We start from the raw sequence: 17,260 nt of genomic DNA on the forward strand, positions 1-17,260 counted from the left end.
AGGCGGGACTTGTCGTGACAGACAAGCTGTGCTGCCCCTGCGAGTTTTCTTGCTCCTTCCCCCGCTGGGGGAAGGCAGGGATGGGGGCTCTTCGGCCTGCGATCTAAAGCCGGCTATGCCTCAAGCGCTGCAGGCCCCCATCCCAACCTTCCCCCAAAGGGGGAAGGAGCGGGGGCGGTGCACCGGTTAGCCGCTACTTGCCCTCATTGACCTGTTGCGCCCAGCTGGCCGTGTTGCTCTTCCCATCCAGGAAAGGCAGCACCGTCGGCACCAGGGCCGGCGCCAGGAAGAGGTCGTAGTGCGTGAACCCCGGCAATATCGCCAGCCGGTTCTTCGCCATGTGCTCCCGGCCCCAGCCCGCGTCCTTCAGCCCGCCGCCCAGCAGCTGGTAGAACTTCATGATGTGCTCGGGGCGGTACATGTCGCTGTCGCCGTAGACCAGCATCACCGGCATCGCCAGCTTCTTCACGTCCTCCGCATAGTCATAAGGCTTGCGCATGAAGGCGCCCATCTGGTCCAGCAGCCTGGGGAAATCCTGCGGGCGCGGCGCCACCTTGGCGTAGGACTTGTACATCGGGCTGTCCTTCATCATGTCGGCCATCGCCGCGCCGACTTGCGCCTGCATGGGCAGCATTTCCGGGAAGAAGCCGTCCTGCGCGTAGCCGGCCGACACCAGCGCCAGGCGCCGCACGCGCTCGGGGTGTTGCACCGCCATGCGAAAGCCGACACCGCCGCCCAGCGAATAGCCCATCACGTCCACCTTGTCGTAGCCGAGCTGCTTGACGATCTGCGCCATGTCGTCGCCCATGTCGACCACGCTCATGGGCCGCTCGGTCAGCGCCGTGCGGCCGTGGCCGTACAGGTCAACGCCGATGACCTGGCGGGTTTTGGTGAGCTCCGTCAGCACCGGGCCGAACATGTCGAAGTCGCCCAGGCCGCCATGCAAAAGCAGCAGCGGCTCGCCCTTGCCGTGCACCTGGTAGTGGTAGTTGACGCCGTTAACGCTGAGGTAGCCGGTCTTGACCGGCTTGCTGTCCTGGGCGTGGGCAGCGACCGGGACGATGGTGGCAAGCGCCACCGCGGCGCTGAGCAGCGGGGCGAAAAGAGTGTGCAGGAACTTCATCGATTTCTCCTTGGGTTAAAAAACAGGGACAAGCCCTATAGGCCCCCTCGGGCTTTTGGGCTTGCTTACCTGTTACGACGAGCGGGCCTGGAGAATTCGACAAAGTCCGGCTACGTAGGCCGCTACGTGAGAAACGTGAGGACCTAGGCAGCAGCCTGCGCCGCCGCCATGTCCATCCACACCGGCTCGAACACATGGCCGTCCGGGTCCTGGAAGGCGCGCGAGTACATAAATCCCATGTCCTGCGGTGGGCGAACGTCGGCCTTGCCGCCGGCGGCCGCCGCGGCCTGCGTGATGCTGTCCACGTCTTCGCGGCTGTCCCGCGACAGCGCCAGCAGCACTTCGCAAGTCTGCTGGGCGTCGGCGATGCGTTTGGCGGTAAAAGTCCCAAAGTACTCGTGCGTCAGCAGCATGAAGCTGATCGCGTCCGACCAGACCATCATCGCGGCCTGCTCGTTGCTGAACTGCATGTTCTGCTCGCAGCCTATCGCCTTGTAAAAGCGCAGGGCGGCGGTAAGGTCCTTCACGGGCAGGTTGACAAAAATCATCTTGGACATGGTGGTTCTCCTTGGGGTTGAGGTTGGTGGTTGGGGTGAATCAATCAATGCGTTTCAGCGCGGCGGTACTTGTCGCCCACTTCCGCGCGTATGGGCGCCGTGTCGTAGATGATGGTCATGGTGGCTATCAGGCCCTGCTCGTCGAAATCAAAAATGTCCACACAGCGAAAGCTCACATGCGAGCCGTCGGCCAGCTCCCACTGGTAGGTAAAACACACCGAAGCCCGGCGCGAGCCGGCTGCGCTCACAAATACTTCGGGGTCCTCCAGCACGCTGCGCCGCGTCGCCGCCTTGAGCTGCTCAAAAAATGCCTCCGCCGGCTGCACGCCAAGGAAGGGCGAGTTCACCATGCCCTGGGGGCTGAACAGCGACACGACGCCGGGCATGTCGCCTGCGGCCAGCAGGGCCAGGTACTTGTTAATGACGTCGATATAAGCGAGTGCGTTTGAGCTGATGACCATGGTGTGGGGGCGAGATAGAAGAATGAATAAATGAACAGGGCGCCATCGTAGGAGCGCCCGCGCACCAGCACCAACGAAAGATTTTGGGGTCAGCCATGTGCGGCGCGCATGGCTGCCTGCCGCAGCGGCGGGGCCACCACGATAAACTGCGCGCATGCCCGCCTTGCCGCCCCTCTATGCCCTGCAAGCCTTCCTGGCCGCTGCCGACTGCGGCAGCTTCACCGGCGCGGCCACCCGGCTCAACCTGACCCAGGGCGCGGTGAGCCGCCAGGTCCAACTGCTCGAGGAATATTACGGCTGCCCGCTGTTTGTGCGCGTGGCCCGCGGCCTGACCCTCACCGCCGAAGGTCAGCAGCTACTCGCGCCCGTGCGCCAGGCGATGGAAACCCTGGCCCAAGCCAGCGCACGCGTGCGGCGCGGCGCAGCAGACGTCCTCCGCGTTCAGTTCCCGCCCACCATGGCCGTCAGGTGGTTTTTGCCGCGCCTGCCGGCACTGCAGGCAGCGCTGCCCGGACTTGAGATTCGCGTCGCTACCCACTGGACCGATGCACCCGATTTCAGCAACACCGATGCCGACGCCATCATTGCCCACGGCAAGGGCGGTTGGCCCCACTTGATAGAGGTGCCGCTGATGCGCGAGCGCCTGGTGCCGCTGTGCACACCCCAGTTGGCCGCCGGCCTGCGCGAGCCCGCCGACCTGGCGAGTGTGACCCTGCTGCATGCCACGGCCAGCCGGCACGAATGGCAGTCCTGGCTGCGCGGCGCCGGCGTGCCGGAGCTGCAGGGCGCGCGTGAGCAATTATTTGACACGGTGGACATGTGCGTCCAGAGCGCTGAACGTGGGCTGGGGGTTGCGATTGCCGATGCTGCGCTGTTTACGGACCTGATTGCTTCGGGCAAGGTGGTGAAGCCCTTTGACATTGAGGTCGATAGCGGGAATGGCTACTTTCTGACTTATCCGCCTCAGCGGCGGGAGCAGCGGAGTATTCGGCTGTTTGAGGAGTGGATGCTGGCTGCGTTGCGGGGGTGAGGGTGGCCGAAGTGTTCCGCAACGCGGGGCCCACACATTTCGGGCGGGCTACGGAAACGCCGCTAATTTGATTTAGAGGTCAGGCGGTAGAGCTGGCTAACGATACTGTTCGATTATCAATCGCTAGGGTTCTTGACGCATTCGCGGGAACTTCGCTTAAGGCTGTTATTGACCTCAACGAGCAGGGCGCGCGCTGACAAAGCTCGTCTAATGCGCTGTGCAGCGAACTCCCTTAGAACGCAACGTGGCAACAAATTTGGCCGCCTCGCCTGCGCAGATGTCGGGGTAATAGTTGGAGTGGTATACGTCGGTTTTCTCACCGTCGTCGCGACGGTAAATGGCTTCGCAGCCGCCGCCTCTCTTACTCACGCGGACGGTGCGATCGACCCCCGCTAACGTACATGTGTAGAAGCTTGCGAGCTTCGAGTTTGTATCTCCATTGATCCACGAAGGCGCGGCCTCCCCGCGGCCGTAGCTCACCGAGGAAATAAAAGGCGGGTTCGAACCCATGTAAGTAAGTACCACGGTCGGCTCGCCATATCTGACGGTCTGTGTCTTGCCGGCGGACCAGCTTAGAACCCATTCGTTCCTCATCAGCGGAATCGCCTCGACCTTGGGCAATTGAGAGATCTTTGCAACGATGGCATTCCTTTTGGCTTGCACTGAACTTGGATCGATCCCGGTCCACTTTCCAACCTGCTGTTGGGGATCCAGTTTGGTCGGATCAATACGAGGCTTTCCGTTGGCATCAGTCAATATCTTGCCCCTTGCGTCTTTTGCCCATGTCGTCTTCGATACGCAGTCGAGGTCGCGCGCCGAGATGCACTGCACAGTGTCCCAGGCGCCTTTCACCTTTGGTGAGTACGCCTTTGCCTTTTCGTTCCCGGCCTGTACCAGGACGGCACCAGCCGATTTTAAAAAGCCATCTTTGATGGCTTGTTCGTCTCCGCCAGCGGCCGCGATAGCGATTCCGCCGGCTGCACCGGCCATTGCAGATTTTTTTAACACCTCACCCATGGTGCCGCTCGGCATACTTGCGACGGAAGTCCCAGCTTGAGCGGTTGCCGCGGCCAGCAGACCAGCCCGCAAGGCCTGGTCCGCATTACCGGTAGCTCGATATGTCGACCAAGCGGCATAGGCTGCGGCGCCGCCTGGGCCGCCATAAACTGCGGCGGTCGAAGCTGCGGCGGTGGCAATCAGTGAACTTTCCTGAGTTGCCTTCGCGAAGTTTGCTTCCGAAGCCTGGAGAGGTTCTACTGCGAGTCCCCACATGGAATCGATTACCTTGCCATCACGGAGGCGTTTTTCAGCATTGCGCGTAGCGTCTTCGTAAGCCTTCAGTTGATTGATGGTGTAGTTCGTCGCCGCGGTAGCCGCGTCCACTGTGTCTTGAAAGCTTTGCTTCGTCTGCTCCGCACTGTCTTTCCACGCTTTGACATACGTGGCGGATGCATCCTGCCCTGCCTTCACATAAGTATTAATCGTGTCGCTACCAGCCTTTTTTAAGGTCGCCACCGTGTCGCCACCAGCCTGCTGCAGGCTCTGAACAATGTCGCCGGCCGCGTTTTGCACTGTGGTCAGTGTGTCCTGGCCTAGCCTCTCGGTTTCTCTTTTGAGATTGTTTGTAACTTCTCCCGCAGGAGGAACTACCAGCCCAGGAGCCAACCTCTCCGTTCTGGCGGAGCAGATACACGCTCCGCCAAAGATGCAGTTCTCAACCTCGTTATCAGGGCAGGACCACGCAGCGGATGCCAGGGTTCCTATCAGAGCGGCAAGCGTTCTTGGCCACATACAATCTCCTGATCGTTTGATATGAACCGTGTTCCTGCGTTATTGACAGAGGCACAGTTGATCTGAATCACTGAAAGTGCAAGCAGATCCATTCACATCGTCACGGATTGACGCCGCTATGTTGAATTCCGTCGAAATCTGATCCAGTTAGCGCAGTAATTTCCATCCAAATCTGACCCACGTAGGCACTACCCTGCTTGTTTTAAAAGCAGGGGAATTCAGGAGTGATAGACGTGGCGACATTGAATGTCATCAGACGTTGGGCATTGAGGGATCAGATGTCCATCCGCGAGATCTCAAGGCGTACAGGCCTGGCTCGCAACACAGTGAAGAAGCACCTGCGATCGGAAGAGAGCGAGCCCAAGTACCCAAGACGGGTCAGCTCAAGCAAGCTCGATCCCTACGCCGAGAAGCTGGCCACCTGGCTGGTAATCGAGGCAACAAAATCGCGGAAACAGCGGCGCACTTTGAGGCAGATCCACACACTCAGCCCAAAAAGGAGAAAACCAAGAACTTATCCACATCGTGAGCAGCTTCTGCTCACAAAGAGTGTGGGTCAAGATTCGATGGAAAACTCGGGTCAGACTTCAGTGCAATTCAACACTTGAGGCGGATTCGGGAAAATTGAGGGTCTCCGGCCTCATTCAGGAGTTGCGCAAAAGGGGCGTTGGTTTTCAAAAGCTCCGCCGCCCTGGCCGACGCGGCGGTCACTACCATGACCAATTGCTCCAAGGACTTGCTGTAGTCGCGGAGGATGGTGGCCATTTCGGACGTGTCATTGATAGGTAGGCTTGTGGCTATCGCTGCGGATACCTCGGCCCAGGTTGCCGGCTTCCAATCGGGCTGGACAACATGATCAGAGGTGGACAACAGTGTCTTTGTGATCGTATGAACTGGCACCTTGTTCTTGTTTCCAGGACCAAGCCATATCGCTTGTTGCGATGTATCGCTTTCGTGAACCAGTTCAAACCCTTTGTTTAAAGCCGCATCGTAGCGGCGGAGTTGCTCGCTGGTCGGAACGCTCTTTAACTTTGCCTCGACGATGTGCGCGCGTTTGTTGTTCAGAACAAGCTCACCGGCCTCATCAGGAGCGCGCAAAAGCGGGACCAATATCAGGTCCATATGCTTTTTCTCCCGCCAGACTGCACATGTGGAGAGTTCGTCGCCCTCGACAGGAAATTTCAGGGCGACGCGCAAGCCGCGGCGCAATTGCTCAAGTTCCGGATCCTCCGACTCAAGGAGGAAGGCCAGAAAGTTGGTGTGGAACAGCTCCTTCGCTCCCAAGGACATGGCGAAGGTCGCAGAATTCTTGAGCGCTTCTATATTGGCGCTGCATCTGGCGGCTACGGATTTATTGTCTGGATCTGGCACGGTTGTCTCTTTCTTCCGCCTGTTGTGGTGGTCTCCACCGTCCTCGCACGGCTATCCCAGGCTGGCATGAGTACAGCCTCCACCGAGCCGAGCAAGTCTGCGACCGTTCCCCCTTCCTTGTCGGGGGCAACGGTCGTGACCGAAACGCGCTACTTCTTCCCGACAAAAGTGATGATGAGCTGGTCGAACTTCGCATCACCGGACACGTCCAGTGCTTGTCCTTCGGTCAACAGGGTTCCGGCTGACACTGTCCACGTCGCTCGTCCCAGCACGATTTCCACTGCGTTGGAGTGCGCGCTTATCGGACGAACAACAACATCGTCGACTCTGGAGATATAGCCGTCGCTGAACCGACTTTGGCCCCCAACAAAGTCGGTCAGCGAAGTTGGAGGGCGGGTGAGTTCGTTCTTGAGAACCAGATGGCTTTCATAGTCGAGACCCTGCGTTCCCTCTACAACCGCGATTAGTGTGTATTGCATGCAAACTAGATTAGCACAGCAAGCTACGGCGTTTCGCGGGGCCGGCGGCGCTCTGAATTCAGGTGGCGCGCCGGACGCTTCCACAGTGTCGCTGTCGAGCTCACACTTCCGTATGGTGCCCGAAACAGGGGGGCACCATGGTCATTTTCATCTATCGAAGTACGTTGCACGGACCCAGAGAGTTCACTGTATCTGACGAGGGGAGCATCGTTGAGATGGACGGTAAACCTCTTGCTGCTGGCGGTGGCTATCTTGGCGGTGTGCACAGGCGCATCCCGCTCAAGGCCGATGTGTGTAGCTTGAGGCGTGCGCGCGGCGCTGGTGGAAGGCACGGCCAGGGCGGCTCGCTATATACGGGCACAAGGCCAACGGAGTGGAGCCTTAGCTCCGAACATCAGGGCACAAGCCAGTAGTGGCAAAACGCCCTAGAGCCTGATTCGCGACCCCCACATACGCCACCCGGCGTATTCCCCAATCCCCCTCCGGTCCCCAGAATCCACTCATCGTTGCGCCAAAGCCTTGTTTTGACAGGCTTTTGCGCAGCGAAACGCGATTCAGTTACCCCCATACCTATCTACTACCGGAGAGGATCACATGCAAGAACGTCGATTTACCCTCAAGGCGATGACCGCCGCCGTTGCACTGGCCGCCCTGGGCGCCGTGCCCGCTTTTGCCCAGGACACGATCAAGGTCGGCGTGCTGCACAGCCTGTCGGGCACCATGGCTATCTCAGAAACCACCCTCAAAGACACGGTGCTGATGGCGATCGAAGAGATCAATGCCAAGGGCGGCGTGATGGGCAAGAAGCTCGAGCCCGTGGTGGTGGACCCGGCCTCCAACTGGCCGCTCTTCGCTGAAAAGACCAAACAACTGCTGGGCCAGGACAAGGTCGCTGTGATTTTCGGCTGCTGGACGTCGGTGTCGCGCAAGTCGGTGCTGCCGGTGGTCGAAGAAATGAACGGCCTGCTGTTCTACCCCGTGCAGTACGAGGGTGAAGAGCTGTCCAAGAACGTGTTCTACACGGGTGCGGCGCCCAACCAGCAGGCCATCCCTGCCGTTGATTACCTGATGAGCAAGGCCGGCGGCGGCGCCAAGCGCTGGGTGCTGCTGGGTACCGACTATGTTTACCCCCGCACGACCAACAAGATCCTGCGCGCTTATTTGAAGAGCAAGGGCGTGGCGGACAAGGACATCGACGAGAAATACACCCCGTTTGGCCACAGTGATTACCAGACCATCGTGGCTGACGTGAAGAAGTTCTCGCAAGGCGGCAAGACGGCCGTGGTGTCCACCATCAACGGCGACTCGAATGTGCCTTTCTACAAAGAGCTGGGCAATGCCGGCCTCAAGGCCAAAGACGTGCCCGTGGTGGCCTTCTCGGTCGGTGAAGAAGAGCTGCGCGGCGTGGACACGAAACCCCTGGTCGGCCACCTGGCCGCCTGGAACTACTTCCAGTCGATCAAGAGCCCGGCCAACACCGAGTTCATCAAGAAGTGGTCGGCTTATGCCAAGGCCAAGAAGCTCCCCGGCTCCGACAAGCCTTTGACCAACGACCCGATGGAAGCCACCTACATCGGCATCAACATGTGGAAGCAGGCCGTCGAGAAGGCCAAGTCCACCGATACCGACAAGGTGATCGCCGCCATGGCCGGCCAGACCTTTAACGCACCCTCGGGCATCGTGAGCAAGATGGACGAGAAGAACCACCACCTGCACAAGTCGGTGTTTATCGGCGAGATCAAGGCGGACGGCCAGTTCAATGTGGTGTGGAAGACGCCTGGTCCTGTGAAGGCCAAGCCATGGTCTCCTTACATTGAAGGCAATGCTTCCAAGCCTGACGAGCCTGCCAAGAAGTAAAGGCTGTGGGTGGGTTTAGGCCGGTTGGCCCCCACCCTAGCCCTCCCCCAGAGGGGGAGGGGATCTGATTCTGGCTCCTTCCTCCAGAGGGGGATTAGAGTCTGGCTCCTTCCCCCGCTGGGGGAAGGCTGGGATGGGGGCCAGCGGCCTCAAGCCCTGACACCCAGCTCAAACAACAGGAAGTTGCAGTCTGGGCGCCCCACCGATAAGCTGGTGCGCGCCCAACCTACAGGTTCTTTCCACATGCTGCTACGCCATTTACTTTTCTCTCTCCTCACGCTCCTGACAGCAGCCCATGCCCACGCCTTGACCGCCGACGAGGTCAAGGGCATGGCCCTGGGCGAGACGGAAGCGCGGGTGGAGGCTTTGGCCAAAGCCGCGGCTGTCGCGGACGACAAGACGGCGGCGTTTATCCAGGCGCTGGGTGACGACGCGGTGAAGACCAAAGGCGACAAGGTGTTTGTCGTGAAGGACGACAAGGCTTTTGACCCGATCACGGGCGCCGAGACACCGCTGCCGGCCGATGCCGAGGATGTGATCAACCCCAACCTGATGCGCAGCGAGATCGACAACGCGCTGGCGGCGCTGAAGCTGTTTTCCAAAGACGAAAAGCAGCGGCGCGACGCGATCAAGACCCTGGGCGGCGACAACGATGAAGCGCGCCTGCCCTTGATCGAAAAAGCCTACGCGGCCGAGACCGTGCCCGAGCTCAAGAACCAGCTGGAGCTGATGCGCTCGGCCATTTTGCTGGGCAGCAGCGACAAGGCCAAGCGCCTGGCGGCGGCGGCGCAGCTGGCCGGCAGCAAAAACCCTGCGACCAAGACGGTGCTGATAGAGCGCCTGGGCACCGAGGCGGATGCCGACGTGAAGGTGGCGCTGCAGGCGGCGCTGGCCAAGGTGGAGGCCTCGCTCGAATGGGGCAACAAGCTGGGCGCGATTTTCAGCGGCATCAGCCTGGGCAGCATCTTGCTGCTGGTGGCGCTGGGCCTGGCCATCACCTACGGGCTGATGGGCGTCATCAACATGGCGCATGGCGAGCTGATGATGATCGGCGCTTACGCGACCTATGTGGTGCAGGGCCTGTTCCAGCGCTATTTGCCTGGGCTGTTTGACTGGTATTTGCTGGCGGCAGTGCCTGTTGCTTTTATGGCCTCGGCTCTGATGGGCGCGGCGCTGGAGCGCGGGGTGATCCGCTTCCTGTACGGCCGGCCGCTGGAAACCTTGCTGGCCACCTGGGGCATCAGCCTGATGCTGCAGCAGCTGGTGCGCTCCATCTTCGGTGCGCAAAACGTCGGTGTCGAAAACCCGGTGTGGATGAGCGGCGGCGTGCAGGTGCTGGGCAACCTCTCGCTGCCTTACAACCGCCTGGTGATCATCGTCTTTGCGGTGGCGGTGCTGCTGGGCGTAGCCTGGCTGATCAGCCGCACGCGCCTGGGCCTGTTTGTGCGCGGCGTCACGCAGAACCGGCCGATTGCCTCGTGCATGGGCGTGAACACGGCGCGTGTGGATACCTACGCCTTCGCGCTGGGCTCCGGCATCGCGGGCCTGGCAGGCTGCGCGCTGAGCCAGGTGGGCAACGTGGGCCCTGACCTGGGCCAGGGTTACATCGTCGACTCCTTTATGGTCGTGGTGCTGGGCGGCGTGGGCCAGCTGGCGGGCACGGTGTATGCCGCGCTGGGCCTGGGCATCCTCAATAAATTCCTCGAAGGCTGGACGGGCGCCGTGCTGGCCAAGATCGCCGTGCTGGTCTTCATCATCATCTTCATCCAGAAGCGGCCGCAAGGCATCTTCGCGATGAAGGGTAGATCGGCGGAGGCTTGAACATGAGCGCCCCTACCAATTCCCCCATGGCAACCCCCAACACCGTGGCCTCCCGCGTGCATCTTCCCGCCAAAGGCCCGCTGCTGACGCGCGGCGGCTGGAGCGCCTTCATGATGGCGCTGATCGCCGTCTGTGCCCTCGCGCCCGTGCTGAATCTCTGGGTGCCCGAGGGCAGCATGTTCCACATGAGCACCTATGTGGTGGCGCTGCTGGGCAAGATCATGTGCTACGCGATCTGCGCGCTGGCCATGGACCTGATCTGGGGCTACACCGGCATCCTCTCGCTGGGCCACGGCGTGTTCTTCGCGCTGGGCGGTTACACCATGGGCATGTATTTGATGCGCCAGATCGGCCGCGACGGCAATTACAAAAGCGATTTGCCGGACTTCATGGTTTTCCTGGACTGGAAGGTGCTGCCCTGGCACTGGACTTTCAGCGACAGTTTTGCGGCGACGCTGTTCCTGATCGTCGCGGTGCCGGGCATCGTGGCCTTTGTGTTCGGCTTTTTTGCCTTCCGCTCGCGCATCAAGGGTGTGTATTTTTCGATCATCACCCAGGCCATGACCTTTGCGGCCATGCTGCTGTTCTTCCGCAACGAGACGGGCTTCGGCGGCAACAACGGTTTTACCGACTTCAAGCGCATCCTGAACATCCCGCTGGCGACGCCCTCGATGCGCATGGTGCTGTTTGTGCTGACGGGCCTGACGCTGCTGGGTTTCTTCCTCTTTGCCAAATGGCTGGTGGGCAGCAAGTTCGGCCGCGTGCTGCAGGCGATTCGCGACGCGGAAACACGCGTGATGTTCTCGGGCTACAGCCCGCTGGGCTACAAACTCACGATCTGGGTGATCTCGGCCGTGATGTGCGGCGTGGCCGGCGCTTTGTATGTGCCGCAGGTCGGCATCATCAACCCGAGTGAGATGAGCCCGGCCAATTCGATCGAGATCGCGATCTGGGCGGCAGTGGGCGGACGTGCCAGCCTGATCGGCCCGATCGTTGGTGCCTTTATCGTCAACGGCGCCAAGAGCTGGCTGACGGTGGCTTATCCTGAGTTCTGGCTGTACTTTTTAGGCGCGCTGTTTATCAGCGTCACGCTCTTCCTACCCGATGGCGTGGTGGGCCTGGTGAAAAAGCTGCGCAAAGGCGGTGCCAAATGACCCCCGACCTTCTTGAGCAGGGCGCGCGCCGCGTGGAAGAGCGCCTGGCTGCGCTCGAAGCCGGTAAATCGAATACCGAATCCGGCGGCCGCAGCGCCAGCGGCAGCCGTGTGGCCCATGCCAGCGGCGAGGTGGACGTCACCCACGGCCGCATCCTGTACCTGGAAGACGTGAGCGTGAGTTTTGACGGTTTCAAGGCGATCAACAAGCTGAGCCTGGACATCGCGCCCGGCGAGCTGCGCTGCATCATAGGCCCCAACGGCGCCGGCAAGACGACGATGATGGACATCATCACTGGCAAGACCCGGCCCGACGAAGGCACGGTGTTTTTCGGCAGCACGATCGATTTGCTGCGCCACAAGGAAGCCGAAATCGCCCAGCTGGGCATAGGCCGCAAGTTCCAGAAGCCCACGGTGTTCGAGCAGCTCACGGTGTTTGAAAACCTGGAGCTGGCCCTGAAGACCAACAAGGGCGTGAAGCACTCGATGTTCTTCAGGCTGGACTCCGCCCAAAGCGACCGCCTGGCCGAAATCCTGGTGACGATTCACCTGGCCGACAGTGTGGGTCGCCTGGCCGGCAACCTGAGCCATGGGCAGAAGCAGTGGCTGGAGATTGGGATGCTGTTGATGCAGGATCCGAAGTTGTTGTTGTTGGACGAGCCGGTCGCCGGCATGACCGATGAGGAGACGGCGCGGACGGCTGAGCTCTTCCTTACGCTCAAGGGGCAGCACTCCTTGATGGTGGTGGAGCACGATATGAGTTTCATTAAGACGATTTCTGAAATCGTCACTGTCCTTTGCGACGGCTCGGTGCTGGCGCAGGGGACGCTTGACCAAGTGCAGGCGGATGAGCGGGTTATTGAGGTTTATCTTGGGAGATAGGGACGCTTCTTTGCCGGTTCTTGCTCCGGCGGTGCGCGCCCTTCTGAGTTTTGCTGGCCGGGGTCGCCCGGCGGCGAGGCACTTTTCTTTGCTTCGCCAAAGAAAAGTACCCAAAAGAAAGGCGACCCGCAGTCTGGGTCCCTACGCTTCGCTACGGGCAACCTGCGGTGCTCGACTACGGCGGGGTCTCGCGCAAACTCGCTTCGCTCAGACAAGCGCGATCCCTGATCCGCCTACGTCTGCGCTCCTCGGCCCAGCCAGGACGGGGCAAGCGGGAACGGGAACGGGAGCGGGAACAGAAGACAAACACCAAAGAACAACTCAAGACAAACAAGGACTCGCCTTGGCGAGTCCTTGTGGTTTTCAGTATTTGGATTTGGTATTCCCTCCCCACCCCTTGTGGATGCGCCGAGGAGCGGAGGTCCAGACGGATCAGGGATCGCGTTGTTTGAGCGAAGCGAGTTTAGCGAGACCCCGGCTGGACCGAGCACCGCAGGTTGCCCGTAGCGAAGCGAAGGGACGCAGCAACCAGGGTCGCCTTTTCTTTTGCTTACTTTTCTTTTGGCGAAGCAAAAGAAAAGTGAGTAGCTGCCGGGCTACCCCCGGTCAGCAACCCTCAGCAGAGCACGCTCAAATCAGAACCCCTCCGGCAAGAGTAAGGAACCCCATATGCTCATAGCCAAAAACATCAATCAATACTACGGCGGCTCCCACATCCTCCGAGATGTGAGCCTAGACGCCCACCTGGGCAAGGTAACAGTACTCCTGGGCCGCAACGGCGTAGGCAAAACCACACTGCTCAAGTCATTGATGGGCCTGGTCCCCATCAAAACCGGAACCATAGAATTCGACGGCAAACAAATCCAATCCAGCACCCCCTACGAACGGGCAAGGGCAGGGATAGGCTTCGTCCCACAAGGCCGCGAAATCTTCGCCCGCCTCACAGTAGAAGAGAACCTCCGCATGGGCCTGGCCTACAAGAGCGCGTCGACACCTATCCCGGCCGAGTTGTACGAACTGTTCCCCGTACTCAAGCAGATGCTGGGCCGCCGCGGCGGTGACCTGTCGGGCGGGCAGCAGCAGCAGCTGGCGATTGCACGCGCGCTGGCGGCCAAGCCCAAGCTCTTGATCCTGGACGAGCCGACCGAGGGCATACAGCCCAGCATCATCAAGGACATAGGCCGCGTGATCCGCATGCTGGCGGACCGGGGCGACATGGCCATCCTGCTGGTGGAGCAGTACTACGACTTCGCGCAGGAGCTGGCCGACGACTACCTGGTGATGGAGCGCGGCGAGTTCATCGCGCGCGGGCAGGGCAAGGACATGGAAACCAACGGCGTGCGGCAGCTGGTGGCGATCTAGTTTTCTCCCACTCTCACTCCCTCTCCCTCTGGGAGAGGGCAGGGGTGAGGGCCGGCGGCGACTGATGAGCTACCCTCTATGCACAAGCCGTCGCCCCTCACCCCACCCTCTCCCCAAGGGGGCGAGGGAGTAAATACATGCTGGCGCAACAACATCCGGTTTTCTCCCTCTCCTCGCGGGGAGAGGGCAGAGGTGAGGGCCGACGGCAGGCGATAGACTACGGTTCCTTGCACAAGCTGCGGCCCTCATCCGCCCCCTCCTGGGCGAATGGGAGTCAATGCCTGTGCACGGCAAGGCGGCACAACAGGCCGGCAACAACAATCAATAAAAAAGGTACACGCCGATGGCTTTGCTGGCCTTGGACAACTGGCTGATCCGGGAAAAATCGCATGAGGGCCTGTCGGGATTTCGCCGCTTTCTGGTGGAGTTCGGCTGCTTCGGCCTCAAGGAGGCGAGGGCCTGCCTGTTTGCCGGGCTGTTTTTTGCGGCGGTGTTCCTGGTGCCGCGCGCCGGTGTGGCGGGTATTCCGCGCTATGACCTGCTGCTGGTGATCGCGCTGCTGATCCAGGGCTGGATGGTGCTGGCCAAACTGGAAACGCTGGACGAGCTGAAAGCCATCTGCCTGTTTCATGGGGTGGGATTCGCGCTGGAGGTCTTCAAGACCTCGGGATCCATCCAGTCCTGGAGCTACCCGGACTTTGCCTATACCAAGCTGTTCGGCGTGCCGTTGTTTTCGGGCTTTATGTATGCGGCGGTGGGCAGCTACATCATCCAGGCCTGGCGCCTGTTCGACCTGCGGATCCGGCATCACCCGCCGCACTGGATGGCCGTGGTGATCGCGGTATTGGTGTACGCCAATTTTTTCACGCACCATTACTGGGGCGACTACCGCTGGTACATGGCGGCCTGCCTGGCGGGCTTGTACGCGAGGTCTACGGTGATCTTCCGGCCCTACGACAGGGACCGCAGCATGCCCCTGCTGCTGGGCTTTTTGCTGATCGGGTTTTTTATCTGGGTGGCGGAGAACATCAGCACCTTCTTCAGCCTCTGGCATTACCCCAACCAGCTCGGCGCCTGGTCCCTCGTGCATGTGGGCAAATGGAGTTCCTGGTCGCTGCTGGTGGTGATGACCTTCACCATCGTGGCCAACCTCAAGCATGTGAAGGCACGCATCCATGTGCCCGAGTGATGTGGATGAGGCAGGGTGCCGCGCATGAAGCTGCGTTTTGACCGGGAGGCGGCGCTGTGGGCCGTCCTCATTTTCATTGTTGAAGTGCTGATCGCGACCGTGTGGTCGCACCACCCCTGGCTGCGGGGTTTCGTCGGCGACGTGCTGGCGGTGGTGTGGGTGTACTTCCTGCTCAAGACCGTGGTCAAGGCCGGCATTCCAAGCCTCGCGCTGCTGGCGTTCGCCGTGGGCTGCGGGGTCGAGCTTGCCCAGTACGTGGCGGCCGTGAACGGCTGGCACGTCGAGAACCGGGCGCTCAGGATTGTGCTGGGCTCGGTGGCCGACTGGATGGACGTGCTGGCGTATGCCTGTGGATTTTTGGGCGTGCTGGCGCTGGAGTCTCTTCTTGCGCGGCTTGCTCCCTCTCCCTCTGGGAGAGGGTTGGGGTGAGGGCCGGCGGCGGTCGATAGGGCGCTGCCTTCATTCATAAGCCGTCCCCCTCACCCCAACCCTCTCCCCAAAGGGGCGAGGGAGTAATACAAATCTCGGGTAGGATGGCGCTGGGCCGGCCCCATTGCCGGCCACGTCGCTCGGACGGTTCCGGGCGCTCACGTGAAAGTCTCCTTCTATGTCTGCTTCTCCAGGCAAGCGCCGCTTCGCGCGCATTGACCGCCTTCCCCCTTACGTCTTCAACATCACGGCCGAGCTGAAACTCGCGGCGCGCCGGCGCGGCGAGGACATCATCGACATGAGCATGGGCAACCCGGACGGCGCCACACCGGCGCACATCGTGGCCAAGCTCGTGGAGGTCGCGCAGCGTCCCGACACCCACGGCTATTCGGCCAGCAAGGGCATCCCGCGGCTGCGGCGCGCCATCGCGCACTGGTACCAGAGCCGCTACCAGGTGGCGATAGACCCCGACACCGAAGCCATCGTGACCATAGGCTCCAAGGAGGGCCTGGCCCACCTGATGCTGGCCACGCTGGACCGCGGCGACACCGTGCTGGTGCCGGACCCGAGTTATCCCATCCACATCTACGGCGCGGTGATCGCCGGCGCCGACATACGCTCGGTGCCGCTGACGCCGGACACGGATTTTTTCGCCGAGCTGGAGAAAGCCATACGCGGGAGCTACCCCAAGCCCAAGATGATGGTGCTGGGTTTCCCCTCGAACCCGACGGCGCAGTGTGTGGAACTGGAGTTTTTCGAGAAGGTGATCGCGCTGGCACGCAAGCACGACATCTTTGTGGTGCACGACCTGGCTTACGCCGACATCGTGTTCGACGGCTGGAAAGCACCGTCCATCATGCAGGTGCCCGGCGCCAAGGACATCGCGGTGGAGTTCTTCACGCTGTCCAAGAGCTACAACATGGCCGGCTGGCGCGTGGGCTTCATGGTCGGCAACCCCGACCTGGTGGCGGCGCTGGCCCGCATCAAGAGCTACCACGACTACGGCACCTTCACCCCGCTGCAGGTGGCCGCGATCGCCGCGCTGGAAGGCGACCAGCAATGCGTGAAAGACATCGCCGCCCAGTACCAGGCCAGGCGCGACGTGCTCTACAAAGGTTTGATCGAAGCCGGCTGGCCGGTGGATTGCCCCAAGGCCTCGATGTACATCTGGGCGCGGATTCCCGAGGCCTATCGCAAGCTCGGCTCGCTGGAGTTTGCCAGGCAGCTGCTGGACAAGGCCAAGGTTTGTGTGTCGCCTGGGATTGGGTTTGGCGACCACGGGGATGACTATGTTCGGTTTGCTTTGATTGAGAATGAGGCTCGGATTCGGCAGGCTGTTAGGGGGATTAAGGCTATGTTCAAGGTTGATGGGGTTCGGTAGCTTTTGCCGGTCTTGCTCCGGCAGGGCGCTCTCTTCCGAGGGTTGCTGGCCGGGGATTGCCCGGCAGCAAGTAACTTTCTTTTGCTTCGCCAAAAGAAAGTCACCAAAGAAAGGCGACCCGCAGTCTGGGTCCCTACGCTTCGCTACGGGCAACCTGCGGTGCTCGACTACGGCGGGGTCTGGCTAAACTCGCTACGCTGCGCTTCGCTCAGACAACGCCAGCCCTGATCCGCTTGTCTCTGCGCTCCTCGGCCCAGCCAGGACGGGGCAATCGGGATCGGGGAAAGAAGACAGAAAACGAAAACACAAAGAAGACAAACACATACAAGGACTCGCCGTGGCGAGTCCTTGTTTCTTCAGGTATTCGGTATTGG

Annotated in this window: 15 protein-coding genes and 1 pseudogene; 10 read left to right on the forward strand and 6 right to left on the reverse strand. The window is 60.9% G+C overall.

Features of this window, described 5'->3' with window-relative positions; translation table 11 throughout:
• Positions 1–193: 193 nt before the first annotated feature.
• The 3 genes from ACSQ27_RS17420 to ACSQ27_RS17430 form a co-directional block, all read right to left on the reverse strand.
• Positions 194–1,123 carry an alpha/beta fold hydrolase gene (locus ACSQ27_RS17420; protein WP_436156737.1) on the reverse strand — a complete coding sequence of 310 codons (930 nt, stop codon included), beginning with the start codon at positions 1,121–1,123 and terminating at the stop codon, positions 194–196.
• 143 nt (positions 1,124–1,266) lie between these two features.
• On the reverse strand, positions 1,267–1,680 hold the full coding sequence (locus ACSQ27_RS17425) for a VOC family protein (RefSeq protein ID WP_436156738.1): 414 nt from the start codon (positions 1,678–1,680) through the stop codon (positions 1,267–1,269).
• 44 nt (positions 1,681–1,724) lie between these two features.
• Positions 1,725–2,141, reverse strand: coding sequence for a nuclear transport factor 2 family protein (locus ACSQ27_RS17430; RefSeq protein ID WP_436156739.1), 417 nt, complete (start codon positions 2,139–2,141; stop codon positions 1,725–1,727).
• A 154-nt stretch (positions 2,142–2,295) separates the two neighbouring features.
• On the opposite strand from ACSQ27_RS17430, the gene ACSQ27_RS17435 reads away from it, so the two are divergent.
• Positions 2,296–3,171: a LysR substrate-binding domain-containing protein gene (locus tag ACSQ27_RS17435; protein ID WP_436156740.1), complete on the forward strand. Its 876-nt coding sequence runs from the start codon at positions 2,296–2,298 to the stop codon at positions 3,169–3,171.
• A gap of 207 nt (positions 3,172–3,378) precedes the next feature.
• Here the strand turns inward: ACSQ27_RS17435 and ACSQ27_RS17440 are convergent, their stop codons facing one another.
• Positions 3,379–4,743 carry a hypothetical protein gene (locus tag ACSQ27_RS17440; RefSeq protein WP_436156741.1) on the reverse strand — a complete coding sequence of 455 codons (1,365 nt, stop codon included), beginning with the start codon at positions 4,741–4,743 and terminating at the stop codon, positions 3,379–3,381.
• A gap of 443 nt (positions 4,744–5,186) precedes the next feature.
• On the opposite strand from ACSQ27_RS17440, the pseudogene ACSQ27_RS17445 reads away from it, so the two are divergent.
• Positions 5,187–5,444: pseudogene (locus tag ACSQ27_RS17445) on the forward strand (IS21 family transposase); the annotation flags it as partial.
• 115 nt (positions 5,445–5,559) lie between these two features.
• Here ACSQ27_RS17445 and ACSQ27_RS17450 read toward each other — a convergent pair.
• Together ACSQ27_RS17450 and ACSQ27_RS17455 are read right to left on the reverse strand one after the other, a co-directional pair.
• Complete coding sequence (locus tag ACSQ27_RS17450) at positions 5,560–6,333, reverse strand: hypothetical protein (protein WP_436156742.1); 774 nt, start codon at positions 6,331–6,333, stop codon at positions 5,560–5,562.
• Positions 6,334–6,482: 149 nt separating this feature from the next.
• Positions 6,483–6,812 carry a hypothetical protein gene (locus ACSQ27_RS17455; RefSeq protein WP_436156743.1) on the reverse strand — a complete coding sequence of 110 codons (330 nt, stop codon included), beginning with the start codon at positions 6,810–6,812 and terminating at the stop codon, positions 6,483–6,485.
• Between the two features lie 594 nt (positions 6,813–7,406).
• Here ACSQ27_RS17455 and urtA point away from each other — a divergent pair.
• The 8 genes from urtA to alaC all read left to right on the forward strand — a co-directional run bounded on the left by urtA (position 7,407) and on the right by alaC (position 16,886).
• Positions 7,407–8,669: an urea ABC transporter substrate-binding protein gene (urtA, locus tag ACSQ27_RS17460; RefSeq protein WP_436156744.1), complete on the forward strand. Its 1,263-nt coding sequence runs from the start codon at positions 7,407–7,409 to the stop codon at positions 8,667–8,669.
• A 243-nt stretch (positions 8,670–8,912) separates the two neighbouring features.
• Complete coding sequence (urtB, locus tag ACSQ27_RS17465; protein ID WP_436156745.1) at positions 8,913–10,490, forward strand: urea ABC transporter permease subunit UrtB; 1,578 nt, start codon at positions 8,913–8,915, stop codon at positions 10,488–10,490.
• A 26-nt stretch (positions 10,491–10,516) separates the two neighbouring features.
• Positions 10,517–11,644, forward strand: coding sequence for an urea ABC transporter permease subunit UrtC (urtC, locus tag ACSQ27_RS17470; protein ID WP_436156746.1), 1,128 nt, complete (start codon positions 10,517–10,519; stop codon positions 11,642–11,644).
• Positions 11,641–12,525: an urea ABC transporter ATP-binding protein UrtD gene (urtD, locus tag ACSQ27_RS17475; protein ID WP_436156747.1), complete on the forward strand. Its 885-nt coding sequence runs from the start codon at positions 11,641–11,643 to the stop codon at positions 12,523–12,525. Before urtC ends, urtD begins: the two co-directional genes overlap by 4 nt.
• Before the next feature lie 669 nt (positions 12,526–13,194).
• Complete coding sequence (urtE, locus tag ACSQ27_RS17480) at positions 13,195–13,887, forward strand: urea ABC transporter ATP-binding subunit UrtE (protein WP_436156748.1); 693 nt, start codon at positions 13,195–13,197, stop codon at positions 13,885–13,887.
• A 343-nt stretch (positions 13,888–14,230) separates the two neighbouring features.
• Positions 14,231–15,076: a DUF817 domain-containing protein gene (locus ACSQ27_RS17485; protein ID WP_436156749.1), complete on the forward strand. Its 846-nt coding sequence runs from the start codon at positions 14,231–14,233 to the stop codon at positions 15,074–15,076.
• A gap of 24 nt (positions 15,077–15,100) precedes the next feature.
• A complete protein-coding gene (locus ACSQ27_RS17490) occupies positions 15,101–15,505 on the forward strand; it encodes a DUF2809 domain-containing protein (protein ID WP_436156750.1) in 405 nt (134 codons plus the stop codon).
• A gap of 178 nt (positions 15,506–15,683) precedes the next feature.
• Positions 15,684–16,886, forward strand: a complete 1,203-nt coding sequence (gene alaC, locus ACSQ27_RS17495) for an alanine transaminase (RefSeq protein ID WP_436156751.1) — start codon at positions 15,684–15,686, stop codon at positions 16,884–16,886.
• Positions 16,887–17,260: the final 374 nt, after the last annotated feature.

The sequence above is a fragment of the Polaromonas sp. LjRoot131 genome, from assembly GCF_964252805.1.
Classification (GTDB): domain Bacteria; phylum Pseudomonadota; class Gammaproteobacteria; order Burkholderiales; family Burkholderiaceae_C; genus Polaromonas.